Source organism: Phyllobacterium chamaecytisi, assembly GCF_020164455.1.
GTDB lineage: Bacteria > Pseudomonadota > Alphaproteobacteria > Rhizobiales > Rhizobiaceae > Phyllobacterium > Phyllobacterium chamaecytisi.
On the sequence record NZ_JAIQWW010000007.1, the window covers coordinates 189,716 to 206,151 of the forward strand.

Genomic DNA, 16,436 nt, shown 5'->3' on the forward strand with positions numbered 1-16,436 from the left:
CATAAACCCCACCGAAATCCTATAATCCAACAATGAAAACGTCATCCTCCATCAGCACACCGAGAATGGTGCTATATGCTGCCCTTGCCCTTGCGGCATCCGTAGGTTCGGGGCTCACCTTTGCTGCATGGTTCAACAAGGGCGATTCCATCTTCCTTTCCCTCATCAATGCGGGATTGGCCTGGTGTATGTAGACGCTTGGCAGTCCCTGAGTAATCATCCATGAACAAACGTCTGCTGCCTTTTTTGATCGTGGCGATTGCACTTCTTGCCGGGGCTGCGGGCTGGATCACCTTCCAGTCGTCACGCCAGACGACGACCGGCAATCAGGGGCGTTCGGCACCTCCTTCCAGCTTACGACGATGAACGGCGAACTGATCACGGAGGCGGCATTCCGGCAAAAGCCATCCGCCATATTCTTTGGCTTCACCCATTGCCCGGAAGTCTGTCCGACGACATTGTTCGAGCTTGACGGCTGGCTCAAGAAACTCGGCACGGAGGGCGCGGACGTCAACGCCTATTTCGTCACGGTGGACCCCGAACGGGACACTGTCCCCGTCATGAAATCCTATGTCAGCAACGTGTCTGACCGAATCACAGGCGTGACAGGCGATCCCGACAAGATCGCGGCGATGCTGAAGGGCTATAGCGTCTTTGCGCGCAAGGTCCCTGTCGAAGGCAGCGACTATACGATGGACCACACCGCCTCGATCTTTCTTCTCGACAGCAAAGGCCGTTTCTTCGGCACCATTGCCTATGGCGAAAATCCTGATACGGCTGTCGAGAAACTGAAACGCCTCGCCAAAAGCTAGGTCTGTCGTATTCACGCCTGACATGAACTCGACACACCCTAGAGCAGAGAACTTGTTTGAATGACCACCCAGACCCGCCTTTTCGTTACCGCCGGCAAGATCGAAGCCGAGCGCATCTTCACCATGCTCGAACGTGAATTCGAAGAGGACGGACTGCCGGTCTCCAACGCCGAAATCGACGAGGATCGTGAAATATTCGAGGTTTCGGTCTATACATTCGAGCCCGACGAAATCGAGACACGCATTCGCGATGTTCTCGGCAGCGACACCTTCGGGCTTGAATTGAAGCGTGAACAGGTGCCGGACATCGATTGGGTCGCGCATTCGCTGGAAGGGTTGAAGCCGGTGCGCGCGGGACGCTTTTTCGTGCATGGCTCGCATGATCGCGACAAACGCCGCATCAATGACCTTGGTATCGAAATCGATGCGGGGCAGGCGTTCGGTACAGGCCACCACGGCACCACTTCGGGTTGTCTCGACATGATCAGCCAGGTGATCCGGCGCGAACATCCGCGCAATGCGCTTGACCTTGGAACGGGCAGCGCAGTCCTCGCCATCGGCATCGCCAAGCTTGCGCCTATCCGGATTCTGGCAACGGATATCGATCCGGTCGCAGTCGCGGTGGCGCAGGAGAATGTGGTGAAGAACGGCGTGGCCGCCCGGATACAGACCGAAACCGCAACGGGGTTTCATCACCCTGCAATGCGCGCCGCCGCGCCCTTCGATCTCATCGTCGCGAACATCCTTGCGCGGCCGTTGATGCAGCTTGCTCCCGAGATGCGCAAACACCTCGCCTGGGGTGGTTCGCTCATCCTCTCGGGCATTCTCGAAACGCAACGGGAAAAGGTCCTCGCCGCCTACCGCGTCCAGGGCCTGTTTCATATCAACACACTGCGCCGCGAGGGCTGGGTTACGCTGCATCTGAAAGCTAAAGCAACGTACTAGAGCTTTTTCGGAGCGGCATTCTCAAATTCCAATTGACAGCCGTGATCGATTATAGGAATATATTCTTTTTAAAGGATTTATTTCATGAGGGATTACGAATATGACTTGTCCCGAGTTAATCACACCAGATACCGCGTTGAAGAAGCCGCCGCCGAATTGAAAGCGATGCGGCAGGCACCACCCAATTCCTATCTGCCGAAGGATATCCGGGGAGCAGAACTTGGCTACGATTTCTGGCGTAGTAGGCTGCGTATCACGGAGGATATTTTACGAAGGTTTCACCCTGACCAGCCACGCGTACCTGCGGGAAATCCGGATGGCGGACAATGGACCGATGGAGGTGGAGGTTTTGGCTCGGGCCGATCCAGCCCATCTGTCGATCCGATCAAAACCGGCGCTACACCGGCTCGTCCGCGTAGCAACAGCGATCTTGTCAAACCCGCATCAGATTCAGATCAAGGGCAGCACCGCAATCTTGAATTCAACGAAAATCAGAAGGCTGAGCTCCGAAGGACGATCGGCAGCGGAAAAGGAGCGTATGTCGAAGCGTACAAATATCTGCATCAACAAGTTCAAAATCGTCTGCAAACGCCTGGTTTGAGCATTGCAGAGCGCAAAGAATTGGAAGCGAAGGAGTTCTGGCTGCGCAAGGCAGGAGAGATCAACGCCGACGATCCGAACAGTCAGGGCAACTTCTTCATTCGCAGCGTCACAGGAAATGGTTTGCGCTTTGACGACAGACCGGCAGATCCCGAGAAGATACAGGAAAACTCCAACCGCATTGGTGCGTTTGTGATGCGAAATGTTCTGACGAAAGGCAAGATGCCATCAATGCAAGGAATCATTGCAAACGATGCGCTTTCGGTAACAGGCCCAAAAGACGGACACCAAACGATCGGTGGCTGGGGCGGCTCATTCAACTATTGGGATATGCCTTTATCAGCAACGCCGGGTGATACCGTGGGCTACCGCATTTCGAAAGATCCCGCTGAATATGAGAAATTCATTTCGGTGAACGCCAAGGCTCTTGCCGATACCGTTCGCAAATTCCGGCTCGATCAATACCCGGAAAATTCCGCCGAAGCGATATTGCAAGGACTAAACGCGCAGGTGCCGGCAAGAACCAAACTTGAAATCATCGATCGCGCACTTGACGGAATCAACGGTGAGCGCGGAGGATTTGCGGGAGATCCTTATGATATCGATGGCTATCACCCGCGTTTTGACGACGATGATGACAATGTGATCGGCTGGTTTTCACGGGATAAGCATCTCAAACAAATCGATGTCACCGACCGCGCAAAAATCAACGAGCTCAACACGCGTTACCACATTCGGCAAAACAAGGGAGAATTTCACTCCTGGCAAAATGCGGATGATGATTGAAAGCCTCAACTACGACGAACGTTGCATTGTCCGCGCAACGTTCGTCGTTCAAATTACAATTGTATCCTTGGGGAACCCCAATGCCGAAAAATCTGGCCGCCCCCCTCTATATGCTGATCATGTTCGCCTTCGGAACCGCGTCCTTTTGCAGCGTCGCGATGGCTGCCGACGACTACCCGTGCAAGCCGGAGGGTGATATCAGGTCCGCTTGGTACAGAATACAGAATATGGACCCGGTATATCTCGTTTACCGCCGACTGGAAGGTGGGCAGCAGGCTTTTAACATTCCCTATGCTTATCTTTTTTCCAGACCAACACCTGAAGGCGTAAACTGTTATCAGGATGGTTTTGACTTCGCCTTTTGGATGCCGACCCTCGCGCCCTCAAAGAAGGAAGCATTCTATGCCAGTGGATGGCCTCCTGAAGAACTGGATCCTCCGGACGGGTCTCATCTTATTCGCGTCCCCTACGTTCGAGTCATTCCGGACGGAGAGGATACCCCGGGATTTCCGTTCTCAAGCATTGAATTTGAAATGGATATGTACAAGGAACGCATCCCTTTCGAGAGCGCGTTGACGCGAATTACGCCTCTCGATTTTTGGCTCCAAACTTATGTGAACGTGGAAGAAGAAGCGCTTCTCGAATGCCTCAGCCTCAGCGAAGGATGCGAGTTTACTTTCTATTTTAGAGATTTGAAGCTTGCCGTGCAGGGATCCTTTGCAAAAGATAAGCTCTCGCAATGGAAAGCGATCAAAGACGGCACCCGCACTTTGCTCGAACGCTGGATGGTGAGGTAGCAATCCAATGTTCGTCCAGGACAAGCATCTGAACCCCGATTAAACGGTTGCCAAATGCACTCCTCCATTGCGCGCCTGAAAACGGGAGGCTAGTTTCGACCCTATCGTTGGGCACATGATCCTTGTTCAAAAAATCGCAAAGATTTTTGGGGTCGTACGCTAAGCAAAGAGGTCCAGATTCCCATGTTCCAGTCGTTTGAGGTCACAAGCAATCCTGCTACCGGAGGGCCCCGTGTCGCCAAGCTGCGCGCCGAACTCGAAAACCTTGGCCTCGATGGTTTTCTCGTGCCGCGAGCCGATGAACACCAGGGCGAATATGTGCCCGCCCGCGCCCGCCGTCTGGCATGGCTGACGGGTTTTACTGGCTCTGCCGGCGTTGCTCTGATCATGAAAACCAAAGCCTATCTGTTCGTCGACGGGCGCTATACGTTGCAGGCAGCGGAGCAGACCGACCCGGAAGTCTTCACAATCGAAAGTCTCGTCGATACGCCGCCTCCGGTGTGGCTGGGCAATGTCGACAAGAAGCTCACCATTGGCTTTGACCCTTGGCTGCACACGATCAGCGAAACCAAATCTCTGCGCGAGGCTCTGGAGAAAAACGGCGGTAGTCTCGTTGCGGTCAAAGACAATCTTGTCGACATGATCTGGGACGACCAGCCCGCCCCGCCGCTGGAAGCCGTCACAATCCAGCCGGAGAAATATGCAGGCAAGCTGGCGAGCCAGAAGCTGCATGAGCTGGCCGAAGCCGTTGCCAAAGCCAAAGCCGATGCGACGATCCTCACGGATCCATCCTCGATTGCCTGGGCTTTCAATATTCGCGGCAATGATGTCAGCAACACGCCCCTTCCCCTCGCCTTCGCGCTGATTCCGGCATCGGGCGAACCGCTGCTTTTTATCGACAAGCGCAAGCTGCCGATCGAAACGGAAGCCTATCTCACGCAGCTTTCGACGTTGCGCGCACCTTCAGCATTGGAAGGCGATGTTGCGAGCTTTGCCGCAGAGAGCAAGACCGTGATGCTCGATCCGGCGCTGACAGCAGAAAAGCTGCGTCTGATCATCGAAAAGGCCGGCGGGAAAGTTGTGGACGGCCTCGATCCGGCGCGGTTGCCACGCGCGCTCAAGAACGCGGTCGAGCTTGAAGGCGCACGCAAGTCGCACGAGCGCGACGGCGTAGCAATGGTATCCTTCCTTTCCTGGATTGATAGCCAGGCGCCGGGCACAATCGATGAGATCATCGCGGCGACGAAACTGGAAGAAACCCGCCAGACTGTGGCAGAGAGCTTCCAGATGCCGCTGGAAAATCTCTCGTTCGACAGCATTTCAGGTGCAGGACCGAATGGAGCTTTTGCGCATTACCGTGTCAGCACGGCGTCAAACCGCACATTGGAAGACGGTGAGCTCTATCTGATCGACAGTGGCGGCCAATATCGCGACGGGACCACCGACATCACCCGCACGCTGCCGGTTGGCAAGCCGTCGGATGATATGAAGCGCAAATTCACACTGGTGCTCAAGGGCATGATTGCCATTTCGACTGCGCGCTTTCCGAAGGGCACACGCGGTATGGACATCGACGTGCTTGCCCGCATCGCTCTGTGGAAACAGGGGTATGATTATGGCCATGGCACCGGGCACGGGGTGGGTTCATTCCTGTCTGTACACGAAGGGCCGCAGAGCATATCGAAGCGCGGCGTGCACGAATTGCTGCCCGGCATGATCCTTTCCAACGAGCCCGGCTACTACAAGCCTGGCGCATATGGCATCCGCACCGAAAACCTGTTGATCGTCACCGAGCCGGAAGTGCCGGAAGGTGGCGATATCCCGATGATGGGTTTTGAGACGATTACGCTCTGCCCCATCGACAGACGGCTGATCGATACCAGCCTGTTGATACGGGAAGAGCTTATTTGGCTGGATGCGTATCACGCGAGGGTTCGCGAGGCTTTGCTGCCGCACACGAATGGCCCGGCGCGCGAATGGCTGATCAGCGCGACCGAGCCGTTCGGCCATGAGAGCTAGTTGGTATTCAGGAGAACTGGCGCAGCAGAATGATCATCGCTCCGCCAGCGAGAAACATGGTCAGCGCATTGAAGCGCAGCGCCACAAGACCGGCGAAGGCAAGCGCGATCAATCCGCGCCAGTCGGCTTCCGCGGCGGCAGGTGCAACAAGCGTCGTTAAAACCGCGGCAGGCACCGCATTGAGCGCGACTTCGACACGAGGGTGAATGCGCTCGAAGCGCGACAGCACCAGATGACCGCCGATACGTGTCAGGAACGTCAGGACTGCACCGGCGATTATGATCCACGTTATCGAGGACATCAGTTCTGTCCCTTCGCTTTTTCTGGTTTGGCGACAATCACAGCCATCAGAATGCCCGCAAGAGCACCAATACTGACGTGCCAGGGCGAGCCAATCGTCTTATAGGCAATGATTGAGACTACGGCGCTGGCGATGACGATCGCCGCCCAGTTATCGCGCTTGCGGAACCCCATGACCAAGCCGAGAAAATAGATCGGCAGCAGCATATCGATTCCAAGAGCATGCGGGTCGGATATCAGATTGCCGAACAGACCCCCGATCCAGGCTTCTGTTACCCACATCACGTAAATCGGCGTGGCGACGCCAAGGTACCAGATGAAGGTCACCGGTTTCCCGGATTCCGCTCGCTTCTCGGTTTCCGCATATTGAGGATCGGTCAACAGGAAATAGCTGAGAGCGCTCTGGAGCGGTTTGAAGTGTCCAATGCGCCGTCCCACAGCCGCCGAATAGAGCACATGGCGGAAATTTACGGCGAAAATGGAAAAGACGATCAGCCAGGCAGGGACATTGTGGCCGAACAGTTCGATACCGACCATCTGGCTTGCACCGCCAAAAATCGCGGCGCTCATCAACACGGCCTGAAACACGGTGAACCCATTGTCGACGGCCAGAGCGCCAAACAGCAGCCCGAACGGCGCAGAAGCTATCATGATGGGCAGGCCTTTGGCGAAGCCTTCCCAGAACTGGGTGCGCGCACGGCCTGGATCGGCGGGAACCGATTGCCGTTGATATATTTGTTCGTCCATTGGTCTGCTCTAGGCCAGCTTCAACTGGCTGTCACGTCACATTTGTTGATTGATACCATCAATGTCACTGCAGTGATCGGGAATGCAGCGGTTCTTGTCAGGTCATTTTGCCACGATTATTTTGCATCGACGAGGCAAGGGAGACCAAAAATGCCGCATATAATAGAACGCGATGTCTGGGCGACCGATCCCGAGCGTTGGCGGGGAGAAGTCACGGGCAAGCCTTACGGAACCAACATTTCGGTGATTTTCAACCATCAGGAGCGGGTTGGCGCCGGGCCGCGGTTACACAAGCATCCCTATACGGAGACGTTCATCATCCGCAAAGGTCGTGCGCGGTTTACCGTCGGGGATGAAATCATCGATGCTCATGAAGGCCAGATCGTCGTTTCGCCCGCCAACACGCCGCACAAATTTGAAAACCTCGGGCCGGGCACGCTGGAGACAATAGACATCCACGCCAACGAGGTGTTCGTAACCGAATGGCTTGAGTAATTTATGATCTGCTCAAGTGCTGTGCGTGATTCGACGGGCTCACCATGAGGGAGGTAGTTGATTGCAGGGAGCCAAGTGTCTGCTAACTACTGGCTATGCGGCAGCAACTTACCTAGATCATGCAATCGACCATACCTCCCTCATGGTGAGCCCCGTCGAACCACGCAAAGCAGATTTGCAATCCGCCGCTATAGCTCAGAACTTTTGCGTCAACGAAACACGGAAACTGCGGCCAACTTCCGTATAGCGATCCGCTATCGCAGGCGAAATTGAATCCGGCACATCGAGTGCATTCCAGTACTTCGTGTCGAAGATATTGAAGATGCCTGCCTGAAGCTTCATTCCCTTGGCGAATTTCGGTTCCCACCAGAGAGTGGTATCGACCAACGCATATCCCGGCGCGACGAAACCGCCGTCGCTGACCTTGTCACGGCGTGAGGCGATGGTCAGCGACACGTCGCTGCCCCAATCCTCTACCGCGTATCCAAGCCCGACGATCGCACGGACCGGCGGCACCGAATTCAGATATTCGTCATTTTCCGTATCCTTGCCGACTGTCCATGCGACGGAGGCCCAGGTGCGCCAATGATCGGCAAAGTTCACGTGGCCACGCAGTTCCGCGCCATAGATCTGGACGCGATTGAGGTTGGCATAGCCTGTGATACCGCCGACTGGAAATTCGCCGCCTGGAGGTGCGATGGTCACTTCCTCGATGAAGTTGCGGTAGTAATTGTTGAAGATGCTTCCGCCAAATCCATAGGTCTCGTTTTCGAGTTTCGCGCCAATTTCAAAACCGTTGCTGGTTTCGGGCTTAAGATCAGGATTGCCGATCCTGGCGTAGGAGCCGGGCGCACCGTAATTCTGGAAGAGTTCAAGCGCGGTCGGAGCGCGGAATCCCTGCGCCCACTGCGCGTAAAAGTCGAGATCCGGAGCAGCGTGCCACGTTGCGCGCAGCTTGGGAGAGAAACGCGAGTCGCTGTTGGACGAAGGTATCGTACCATCGAAATTGGGACCAGCCTCATAAGCTGCAGTCGATTGCGGGCGATGATCATACCAGTCAAAACGTCCACCGGGTGTGATTGTCACACGGCCATTCAGAACATCGATATCATCCTCGGCATAGAGACCGACTGCGAGGGATTCGACGTCTGGCATATCGGATGAATTCGAATGCAGCATCCGGCACGATTGCGGACCGAAAGGTTGTGGGATCGTGGACCAATCGACGTCGGGACAATTGTCGACGCCAGCGGAATATTGGTGCAGGTCCTGGCGGTAAATTTCCCCGCCGACACGGAACGTGTGTGTGAGGTTGCCGATCTCGGTGCTTTTCAGAATATTGCCGGTGAACCCGTAGCTATCCTGCTTCAGCTCATTGTCACGCGTATAGATGCCGGAGGGATAACCGTAAAAGAATGGATCTCCGCGAATTATTCGCGCCCGACTATCAGGCAAACGAACGCCGTCCGTTGTCTTGGTGAGGACCTGCTGCTGCCAATAGGCTATGGCATGCGCCTCATCGATCCAGCCGGTCTTGTCAGGCGAGATATAGTCGTAGCTTGCGGATATCCGCTTGCGCTCGACATCGTCCCCGGATTCGAGACTTCCTCGAACGTAGCTTGCCGTCGAACCAATCTTGTCATCGATGTCCGCGTCGCGCTTGAAATATTCGCCGGTTATGCCAAACCGATGGCCGCCATCGACATTCTGATAAATCTTGGCGAGAAAATTGCCTTGGTCGAAGTCTAATGGATTGGCCTCGGTTCGCGTTGCGCCATAACCGCCAACGTCGCCCATATTTTCGAATTCATGGCCTTGCCTATAGCCGCCCTGGATCAGGAATTCCGTATCGTTGGCGCGCGCTGCAACGGCAGCATTGGTACGCCAGCTCCGGTCGGCACTGTCATAGACGCCCTTGGTTATCGCGCCCCAATTGCGTCCATCCGTCAAAAGGTCCTCGGGATCAAGCGTCTGCAGCTGCACGACGCCGCCCAAAGCGCCCGAGCCGTAGCGGCTGGAATCGGCACCCTTGGTAATGTCGATTGCGGAGAGGCCGTCGAAATCCACCGCGTTCAAACCGCCCGAATTGCTGCGCGGGTCGGTCAGCCACGGCACGCGTATGCCGTCGATTGTCGTCAGGACACGATTCTGATCGAGGCCTCGCAGGTTGATGCTGTTGTTCTGGGTATTGAAATTGACGCCAGCATCGACGCGGCGACCAAGATCCTCGAAGCTCTCAACCATGCGCTCCTGAATCTCTTGCCGGTCAGTCACCGTGGTCAATGGGGATTTTTCACCCTCGGCGGCTTTCGGCCGGGCGCCTTTTACGACGATGGTTTCGAGTTCGATATTATCACCAGTGTTTGTGGTGTTTTGCGCAATCGATGCGCCAGTGCTCAACCCAACCATCACCAATGTACCGGCGCCGCCACACATGAGGCGCGCAAGCAGAGTCTTTTTAGCCATGTCCCAGTTCCCCAAACCCAAAAGAGAATGCCTGGCTGGCTTACGTCACACGAAAATATCGTTGTGGGTCAGTGGCTTGCTGAGCAAATAAACAGCGCGTGTCCACGCCGTACAAATGTTCACTACTAAAACTAGACTATAAAAGTCAACATTAATTAATTACACATTGTCACAATCCGGCATTCGCAATTCGAACCTCGGCAAAATGATATGAATCAGGAGGTTGCAGTGCCCTCGATTGCCCTGCCCCAATCGATCAGCGGCTTGGCACGCACCGCAAAATCGAGAAGATCATCCGCAAGCTTTGGCGACGTGATATTGGCAGGATCGATCGGATAGCGGACGACGAAATTCCGGTTCCGCAAGGCCTCGATCAAATCAGCATCCGTGACCGATTCAAATCCGCGCGGGGTGCGCTTCAATGCATCCGTATCTTTCATCGCCAGTCCATTTTTCTTGAGCGCCTTGACCATGGCGCGATAGTTCTCCGGCTTGTCGACGATGGCCTTGCGCATCGCGAGCAGGAGTTCCGGCTTTTGCTGCCACCATGCGACAGCGGCATAGCAGCCACGATAATCTTCGTGGCCGATGCAGACATAGAAACAGCCGCTTTCGGCCCACTTTGTGCCATCTGGCGAAAGAAGCGCAGACAGGTGGCGGTTATACGGGCTCTTGTCTTTGGAAAAGCGCACATCGCGTTTGATACGGAATTGCGACTTCTTGCGATCGCCCCGGAACGGCAGACCCGCCTTTTCGAACCGGGCCATCAGATCTTCGACGAGATCGCCCAACGGTTCGTAGAGATGAGTATCAAAAATATCCTTGTTCTCCAGAAACCATTCGCGGTTCTGGTGGAAATCGAGCGCTTTGAGAAAGGGCAGTGCCTTTTCGCCAAAGCCTTTGAAAACCACGTCGCTCATGCGCCCACCAGCGTAAACCAGGAATCCTCATCGATGACTTCAATACCCAGAGTCTGGGCCTGCGCAAGTTTCGTTCCCGCGCCGGGGCCCGCCACCACGAGATCGGTTTTCTTGGAGACGGAACCAGCCGTCTTGGCGCCATAACGTTCAGCCATTGCCTTGGCCTCGTCTCGCGACATCCTCTCAAGGGACCCGGTGAAGACGATAGTCTTGCCTGCCACCGGCGAGTGGCTCACGGTTCTGACTTCTTCATCGAGCGGCTTGACCTCGGCGAGCAGCGCATCGAGAGCGTGGCGATTGTGCTCCTCGGCATAGAAATCAACCAGCGCCTCGGCAACGATGCTGCCGATACCCTCGACTTCGTTCAACTCGCGCCACGCATCGTTGCCCTTGTCGGCTTTATCCTTGGGCGGTTCCGCGGCCATGGCCACATTGGCAAGCGCATCGTAGGAGCGGTAGGCTCTGGCAAGCCGCTTGGCATTGACCTCACCCACGTGGCGAATGCCAAGCGCGTAAACGAAGCGGCTCAGCGAAACTTCGCGCCGGTCGTCGATCGCGTCATAAAGCTTCTTGACTGATGTCGCGCCGAAACCATCGATGTTTTCCAGCTTCGCCAATGAAGCCGCCTGACGTTTTTTCAACGTGAAAATATCGGCAGGCGTGCCGATGTGCAGCGCCGGATCTTCCGATTTGAAGAAGAACTCCACCTGTTTTTCACCGAGCCCTTCGATATCGAAGGCGTTTCGCGAGACGAAATGCCGGATGCGTTCCACCGCCTGTGCCGGGCAGATCAACCCGCCCGTGCAGCGTCGCACCGCCTCGCCTTCCTCGCGCACCGCGTGGGAACCGCAGGCGGGGCAAATATCAGGGAATTTATAGGGCGTCGTTCCGCGCGGCTTGTCGGCGACGATATCGACAATCTGCGGGATGACATCGCCGGCACGCTGCACCACGACCGTATCGCCGATGCGCAGGTCCCGCCCCTCACGGATCGGCAGACCATTCTGACCGATACCCTTGATGTAATCCTCGTTGTGCAAGGTCACATTGGTGACGACCACCCCGCCAACCGTGACGGGCTCAAGCCGCGCGACCGGTGTAAGCGCGCCGGTACGGCCAACCTGAATATCGATGCCCTTGAGGATCGTCATCGCCCGTTCAGCCGGGAATTTGTGCGCGATCGCCCAGCGCGGGCTGCGCGAGACAAAGCCAAGGCGTTGCTGCAGCGCCAGATCGTCGACCTTGTAGACCACGCCATCGATATCGTAGCCGAGCAGCGCCCGCTGTTCCTCTATCTGGTGATAGTGCTTCACCAGTGCTTCTACTGTCTTAAACAGTTGCATCAGCGGGTTGACGCGGAAGCCATAGGATTTGAACGCTTCGACCATGCCCATTTGCGTCTTGGCGGGCATTTCGCTGACCTCCCCCCAGGCATAGGCAAAGAATTGTAGCGGACGCGAAGCAGTGATCGTGGGGTCGAGCTGGCGCAAGGAACCCGCCGCCGCATTGCGCGGATTGGCGAAAATCTGCTTGCCATCCTTGGCCTGCCGCTCGTTCAGCGCGGCAAAATCCGCATGGCTCATATAGACCTCACCGCGCACCTCCAGCACCTCGGGCGGTTTGCCGCTCAGCACATTGGGGATACTGGCAACTGTCCGGGCATTGAGCGTGACGTTTTCGCCTGTGGTGCCGTCGCCGCGGGTTGCCGCCGTCACCAGCCTGCCGAGCTCATAGCGCAGGGAAAGCGACAGGCCATCGATCTTGGGTTCCGCCGTAATACCTATCGTGGCGTCGGCTCCGAGCTTGAGGAACCTGCGGATGCGGCCGACGAAATCCTCAACATCGCTGTCATGGAAGGCATTATCCAGCGACAGCATGGGAATGGAATGGGTTACCTTGCCGAACTTCTCCGATGCGACGGCACCGACTTTGTTCGATGGCGAGTCTTCGCGCTTCAGATGCGGAAAGCGCTGTTCGATTGCAAGATTGCGGCGCCGCAGCGCATCATACTCGGCATCCGAGATGATCGGGGCGTCTTCCGTATTGTAGCGGTAGTCGTGCTGGGCAATCTCGGCTGCAAGGCGGCCAAGCTCCTCAGTGGCATCCGCCTCGCTTAACTGTTCTACGGGAATATCTGCCATGTTTTGTCCGACGCTGAAAATACGGATTCGGGCGGGAGATTAGCGTAAGAGAAATGGAAAAGCATCGTTCAAAGTGCGTGTCCGACGCAACAGCGGCCAATTCCTGACATCACGTTAGATGACAGCAGCATTTTCCCGGAGCAACCGCACTGCTGCCGCGCGCGCTTCATCGGTGACGCTGGCGCCGGCCAGCATGCGGGCGATTTCTTCCTGCCGGTCGCCGGTTTCCATCGCCCGTATGGATGTCGCCACGCGGTCATTACCGGCGGCGGCCTTGGCGATGAGGAAATGCGTCTGAGCCCGCGCGGCAACCTGCGGTGCATGCGTGACGGAGAGAACCTGAACGGTGCCCGCAAGCCGCCGCAGACGCTGGCCAATGGCATCGGCTACCGCACCGCCCACACCTGTGTCGATCTCGTCGAACACCAGTGTCGGCGCCGAGCCGCGATCGGCAAGTGCTACTTTCAACGCCAGCAGAAAGCGCGAGAGCTCACCGCCGGACGCGACCTTCATCATGGGACCGGCGCGTGTGCCCGGATTGGTCCGCACCCAATATTCAACCGTATCGATACCATCGGCTGTGCGGTTCTCTGCATCCGTCGTCATCTCGACGATGAACTCGGCGCGCTCCAGTTTCAGGGCGGGTAGTTCCGCCATGACAGCCTGTTTCAAATGCTCGGCAGTCTCGTGGCGGTCGTTTGAAAGTGCGAGCGCCGCCAGATCATAGGCGTCGCGTGCGGCCTGCGCCTCTTTTTCGAGCGCTGCCAGCCGCTCGGCCCCCGCGTCGATATCGGCAAGGTCCGCATCCATCCGGTCACGCAGCGCCGGAAGGTCATCGACAGCAACGGAATACTTTCGCGCGGCAGCACGCAATGCGAACAGCCGTTCCTCCGTTTGCTCAAGCACGCGCGGGTCGAAATCGATGGCGCGGATCGCTTGTTCGATGCCGTTTTGCGCTTCCGCCAAGGCATTCAGGGCCTCGTCGATTGCCCTGACGACCGGCTCAAGCAGCTGCGGAGCCTCCGGCACCTTGCGTTCCAGCCTGCGGACGAGGCTGGCAAGAGAAGGCACGGGAGACGCGTTGCCGGACAGCACCTCATTGGCATCATTGACATCGCCAGCGATCTTTTCCGAACGCATCATGTCGGTGCGCCTGATCGCCAGCGTCTCTTCTTCCAGCGGTTCCGGGTCGAGCTTTGCAAGTTCTTCGACCGAGGCGCGCAGATAGTCAGCCTCGCGTGTCGCCGCTTCCACCTTGGCACGGTGGCGGACCAACGTGTGTTCCGTATCGCGCCAGGTCTTGTGAAGTGTACGCACAAGCGCCGCCTTGATTTCAAGCGCTCCAAAGGCATCAAGCAAGGTACGGTGGATATCGAGATCGACAAGCGCGCGGTCGTCGTGCTGGCCATGGATCTCGACAAGCCTGCGTCCGAGCTCCTTGAGCAGCGTGACGCTTGCCGCCTGATCGTTGATGAAAACGCGACTGCGGCCATCGGCATTCTGCACGCGGCGCAAGATGATATCGCCATCGTCTTCAATGTCATTCTCACGCAGCAGCGCGCGGGCCGGATGGCTTCCCACGACATCGAAGACAGCGGTAACTTGGCCCTGTTCAGCGCCATGACGCACGAGCGAGGCATCGCCCCGCGACCCCAGGGCCAACGACAACGCGTCGAGCAGAATGGATTTACCTGCACCTGTCTCGCCGGTTAGCACCGACAGACCTTCGCGAAACTCGATGTCGAGCCGTTCAATCAGAACTATATCGCGGATCGACAGATGCGAAAGCATGGTTGCTCAGGTTAGGGTTTCTTCGTTTTTACGCAATTCCGGACGGAAAACCGGTTCCCACTTTTCCTGGAATTGCTTTAGACGCCGTCTTTACCGCCAGTGATAGCCTCTGCGGCTTTGGATAGCCATGAGCCGGCGTTCTGTCGAGGTTCAAGCCCGCCACTTTGCAGCAGTTTGTAGCTGTCCTTGTACCACTCGCTGTCCGGATAATTCTGGCCGAGAACGGCTGCCGCTGTCTGGGCTTCATTGGTGATGCCCAAGGCGTAATAGGCTTCAACCAGGCGGGCCAAGGCTTCCTCCACCTGGCGTGTGTTCGAATATTGCTCGACAACGCCGCGGAAGCGCTTGATCGCTGCCAGGTATTCCTTGCGCTCAAGATAGTAACGGCCGACCTGCATCTCCTTGCCGGCCAGCTGATCGCGGCCGAAGCGGATTTTCTGCTTGGAATCCTCGACATATTCGGAGTCGGGGTAGCGTTCGACCACCTCGTTGAACGCAGCAATCGAGCGGCGAGTCATGCTCTGCTCGCGTGTCACATCGGGAATCTGGCGATAGTAGCAAAGGCCGGTGATGTAATAAGCGTAAGCCGCCTCTGGCTGCGTTGGATAAAGCGCAATGTAGCGCTTGGTCATGGCAATCGACTCGTCATATTTGCCTGCGCGGTAATTGGCGAATGCGCCCATCACCAGCGACTTGCGGGCAAACTCCGAATAAGGATGCTGGCGGTCGACAGCATCGAATTTCTTGGCGGCCTCATCGAGACGACCGGAATTCAGGTTGGCCAGAGCCTGGTTGTAAAGAACGTCTGCAGGTTCGATCGTGTCGACATAGGCATTGAGATCGATGTCATCGTCCTTCGAAGCACAACCGGAAATGGCTATAGCGCTGGCGACTGGAAGGAGTAGAAAGGCCATCCTGGCCTTGCCCCCAAAGCCTTTACTTATCGACATTCTGCTATTCGCCATGCTGTTTCGGCCCCATATATTAATTTAAGAGCAATGATCGCAAACCGGATATCACGTTTGCATCCCACACTCTAGGCATAGTCAATCTACCGTCGGTTGGGCGGTCATAAACCACAAGCGACGAGAATCAGCAATCTTATTGCCATGTAATCGTCCAATTTTGTGGCGGAGCTGAAAATGAGCTGGAAATCCCTAAGATTCACTTATCTTGCGTAGACTATTCGTTTTCAAGCAACTGGGCTTCACCATTACTGAAAGACAATTCATCCCGGCTTGAAGTGCTGATGATTATCATGACGTCCTCCGGTCTGACGCCGGGCGCCTCACCAAGCAGCTTTACCAAGCGTTTGTAGAATGCCTGCTTCGTCGCGGCATCGCGGGTTCTGGCGATGGTAATCTCGAACACCATGAAGTCGTCTGAACGCGGACCGCCAAAATAGTTGCGGTCGAACACGAACTCGCCTGGGCGATGCTGCTGAATGGCCTGGAAACGATCCGCAAGCGGAACATTGAAGGCCTGGACCATGGCTTGATGCAGACTATCGGAAACGGCTTTCAGATATTCGGGCGATTTTCCTTCAAGAAGCGAAATGCGTGTGAAGGGCATGGAACTATCCTTTCTTTAAAAGACTTGACGTCCTTTCTATAGCGT

The 16,436-nt window shown here is 56.3% G+C and carries 13 protein-coding genes and 1 pseudogene; 6 read left to right on the forward strand and 8 right to left on the reverse strand.

Features of this window, described 5'->3' with window-relative positions; translation table 11 throughout:
• The first annotated feature begins 222 nt into the window (after positions 1-222).
• The 5 genes and pseudogenes from LB462_RS13255 to LB462_RS13275 all read left to right on the forward strand — a co-directional run bounded on the left by LB462_RS13255 (position 223) and on the right by LB462_RS13275 (position 5,959).
• A pseudogene (locus tag LB462_RS13255) lies at positions 223-812 on the forward strand (SCO family protein).
• A gap of 60 nt (positions 813-872) precedes the next feature.
• A complete protein-coding gene (locus LB462_RS13260; protein ID WP_224508555.1) occupies positions 873-1,757 on the forward strand; it encodes a 50S ribosomal protein L11 methyltransferase in 885 nt (294 codons plus the stop codon).
• A gap of 84 nt (positions 1,758-1,841) precedes the next feature.
• Positions 1,842-3,143: a hypothetical protein gene (locus LB462_RS13265; RefSeq protein ID WP_224508557.1), complete on the forward strand. Its 1,302-nt coding sequence runs from the start codon at positions 1,842-1,844 to the stop codon at positions 3,141-3,143.
• 80 nt (positions 3,144-3,223) lie between these two features.
• Positions 3,224-3,940, forward strand: a complete 717-nt coding sequence (locus LB462_RS13270; protein WP_224508559.1) for a hypothetical protein — start codon at positions 3,224-3,226, stop codon at positions 3,938-3,940.
• Positions 3,941-4,123: 183 nt separating this feature from the next.
• The gene (locus LB462_RS13275; RefSeq protein WP_224508561.1) at positions 4,124-5,959 is read left to right on the forward strand and encodes an aminopeptidase P family protein; all 1,836 of its coding nucleotides are present in this window, start codon (positions 4,124-4,126) and stop codon (positions 5,957-5,959) included.
• Between the two features lie 7 nt (positions 5,960-5,966).
• Here LB462_RS13275 and LB462_RS13280 read toward each other — a convergent pair whose 3' ends face one another.
• Together LB462_RS13280 and LB462_RS13285 are read right to left on the reverse strand one after the other, a co-directional pair.
• The gene (locus LB462_RS13280; RefSeq protein WP_224508563.1) at positions 5,967-6,260 is read right to left on the reverse strand and encodes an AzlD family protein; all 294 of its coding nucleotides are present in this window, start codon (positions 6,258-6,260) and stop codon (positions 5,967-5,969) included.
• Positions 6,260-7,006, reverse strand: a complete 747-nt coding sequence (locus LB462_RS13285) for an AzlC family ABC transporter permease (RefSeq protein ID WP_224508565.1) — start codon at positions 7,004-7,006, stop codon at positions 6,260-6,262. The genes LB462_RS13280 and LB462_RS13285 overlap by 1 nt, the downstream gene beginning before the upstream one ends.
• A gap of 150 nt (positions 7,007-7,156) precedes the next feature.
• Between LB462_RS13285 and LB462_RS13290 the strand changes: the two genes are divergently transcribed.
• Complete coding sequence (locus LB462_RS13290) at positions 7,157-7,501, forward strand: cupin domain-containing protein (protein WP_224508567.1); 345 nt, start codon at positions 7,157-7,159, stop codon at positions 7,499-7,501.
• 195 nt (positions 7,502-7,696) lie between these two features.
• Here LB462_RS13290 and LB462_RS13295 read toward each other — a convergent pair whose 3' ends face one another.
• The 6 genes from LB462_RS13295 to LB462_RS13320 form a co-directional block, all read right to left on the reverse strand.
• Positions 7,697-9,967, reverse strand: coding sequence for a TonB-dependent hemoglobin/transferrin/lactoferrin family receptor (locus tag LB462_RS13295; RefSeq protein ID WP_224508569.1), 2,271 nt, complete (start codon positions 9,965-9,967; stop codon positions 7,697-7,699).
• A 215-nt stretch (positions 9,968-10,182) separates the two neighbouring features.
• Positions 10,183-10,887 carry a DUF2461 domain-containing protein gene (locus tag LB462_RS13300; RefSeq protein WP_224508571.1) on the reverse strand — a complete coding sequence of 235 codons (705 nt, stop codon included), beginning with the start codon at positions 10,885-10,887 and terminating at the stop codon, positions 10,183-10,185.
• A complete protein-coding gene (ligA, locus tag LB462_RS13305; protein WP_224508572.1) occupies positions 10,884-13,028 on the reverse strand; it encodes an NAD-dependent DNA ligase LigA in 2,145 nt (714 codons plus the stop codon). Before ligA ends, LB462_RS13300 begins: the two co-directional genes overlap by 4 nt.
• A 114-nt stretch (positions 13,029-13,142) precedes the next feature.
• Positions 13,143-14,819, reverse strand: a complete 1,677-nt coding sequence (gene recN, locus LB462_RS13310; protein WP_224508574.1) for a DNA repair protein RecN — start codon at positions 14,817-14,819, stop codon at positions 13,143-13,145.
• 77 nt (positions 14,820-14,896) lie between these two features.
• On the reverse strand, positions 14,897-15,733 hold the full coding sequence (locus tag LB462_RS13315; RefSeq protein ID WP_210000402.1) for an outer membrane protein assembly factor BamD: 837 nt from the start codon (positions 15,731-15,733) through the stop codon (positions 14,897-14,899).
• A gap of 268 nt (positions 15,734-16,001) precedes the next feature.
• A complete protein-coding gene (locus LB462_RS13320; protein ID WP_224508576.1) occupies positions 16,002-16,391 on the reverse strand; it encodes a tautomerase family protein in 390 nt (129 codons plus the stop codon).
• Positions 16,392-16,436 lie beyond the last annotated feature (45 nt).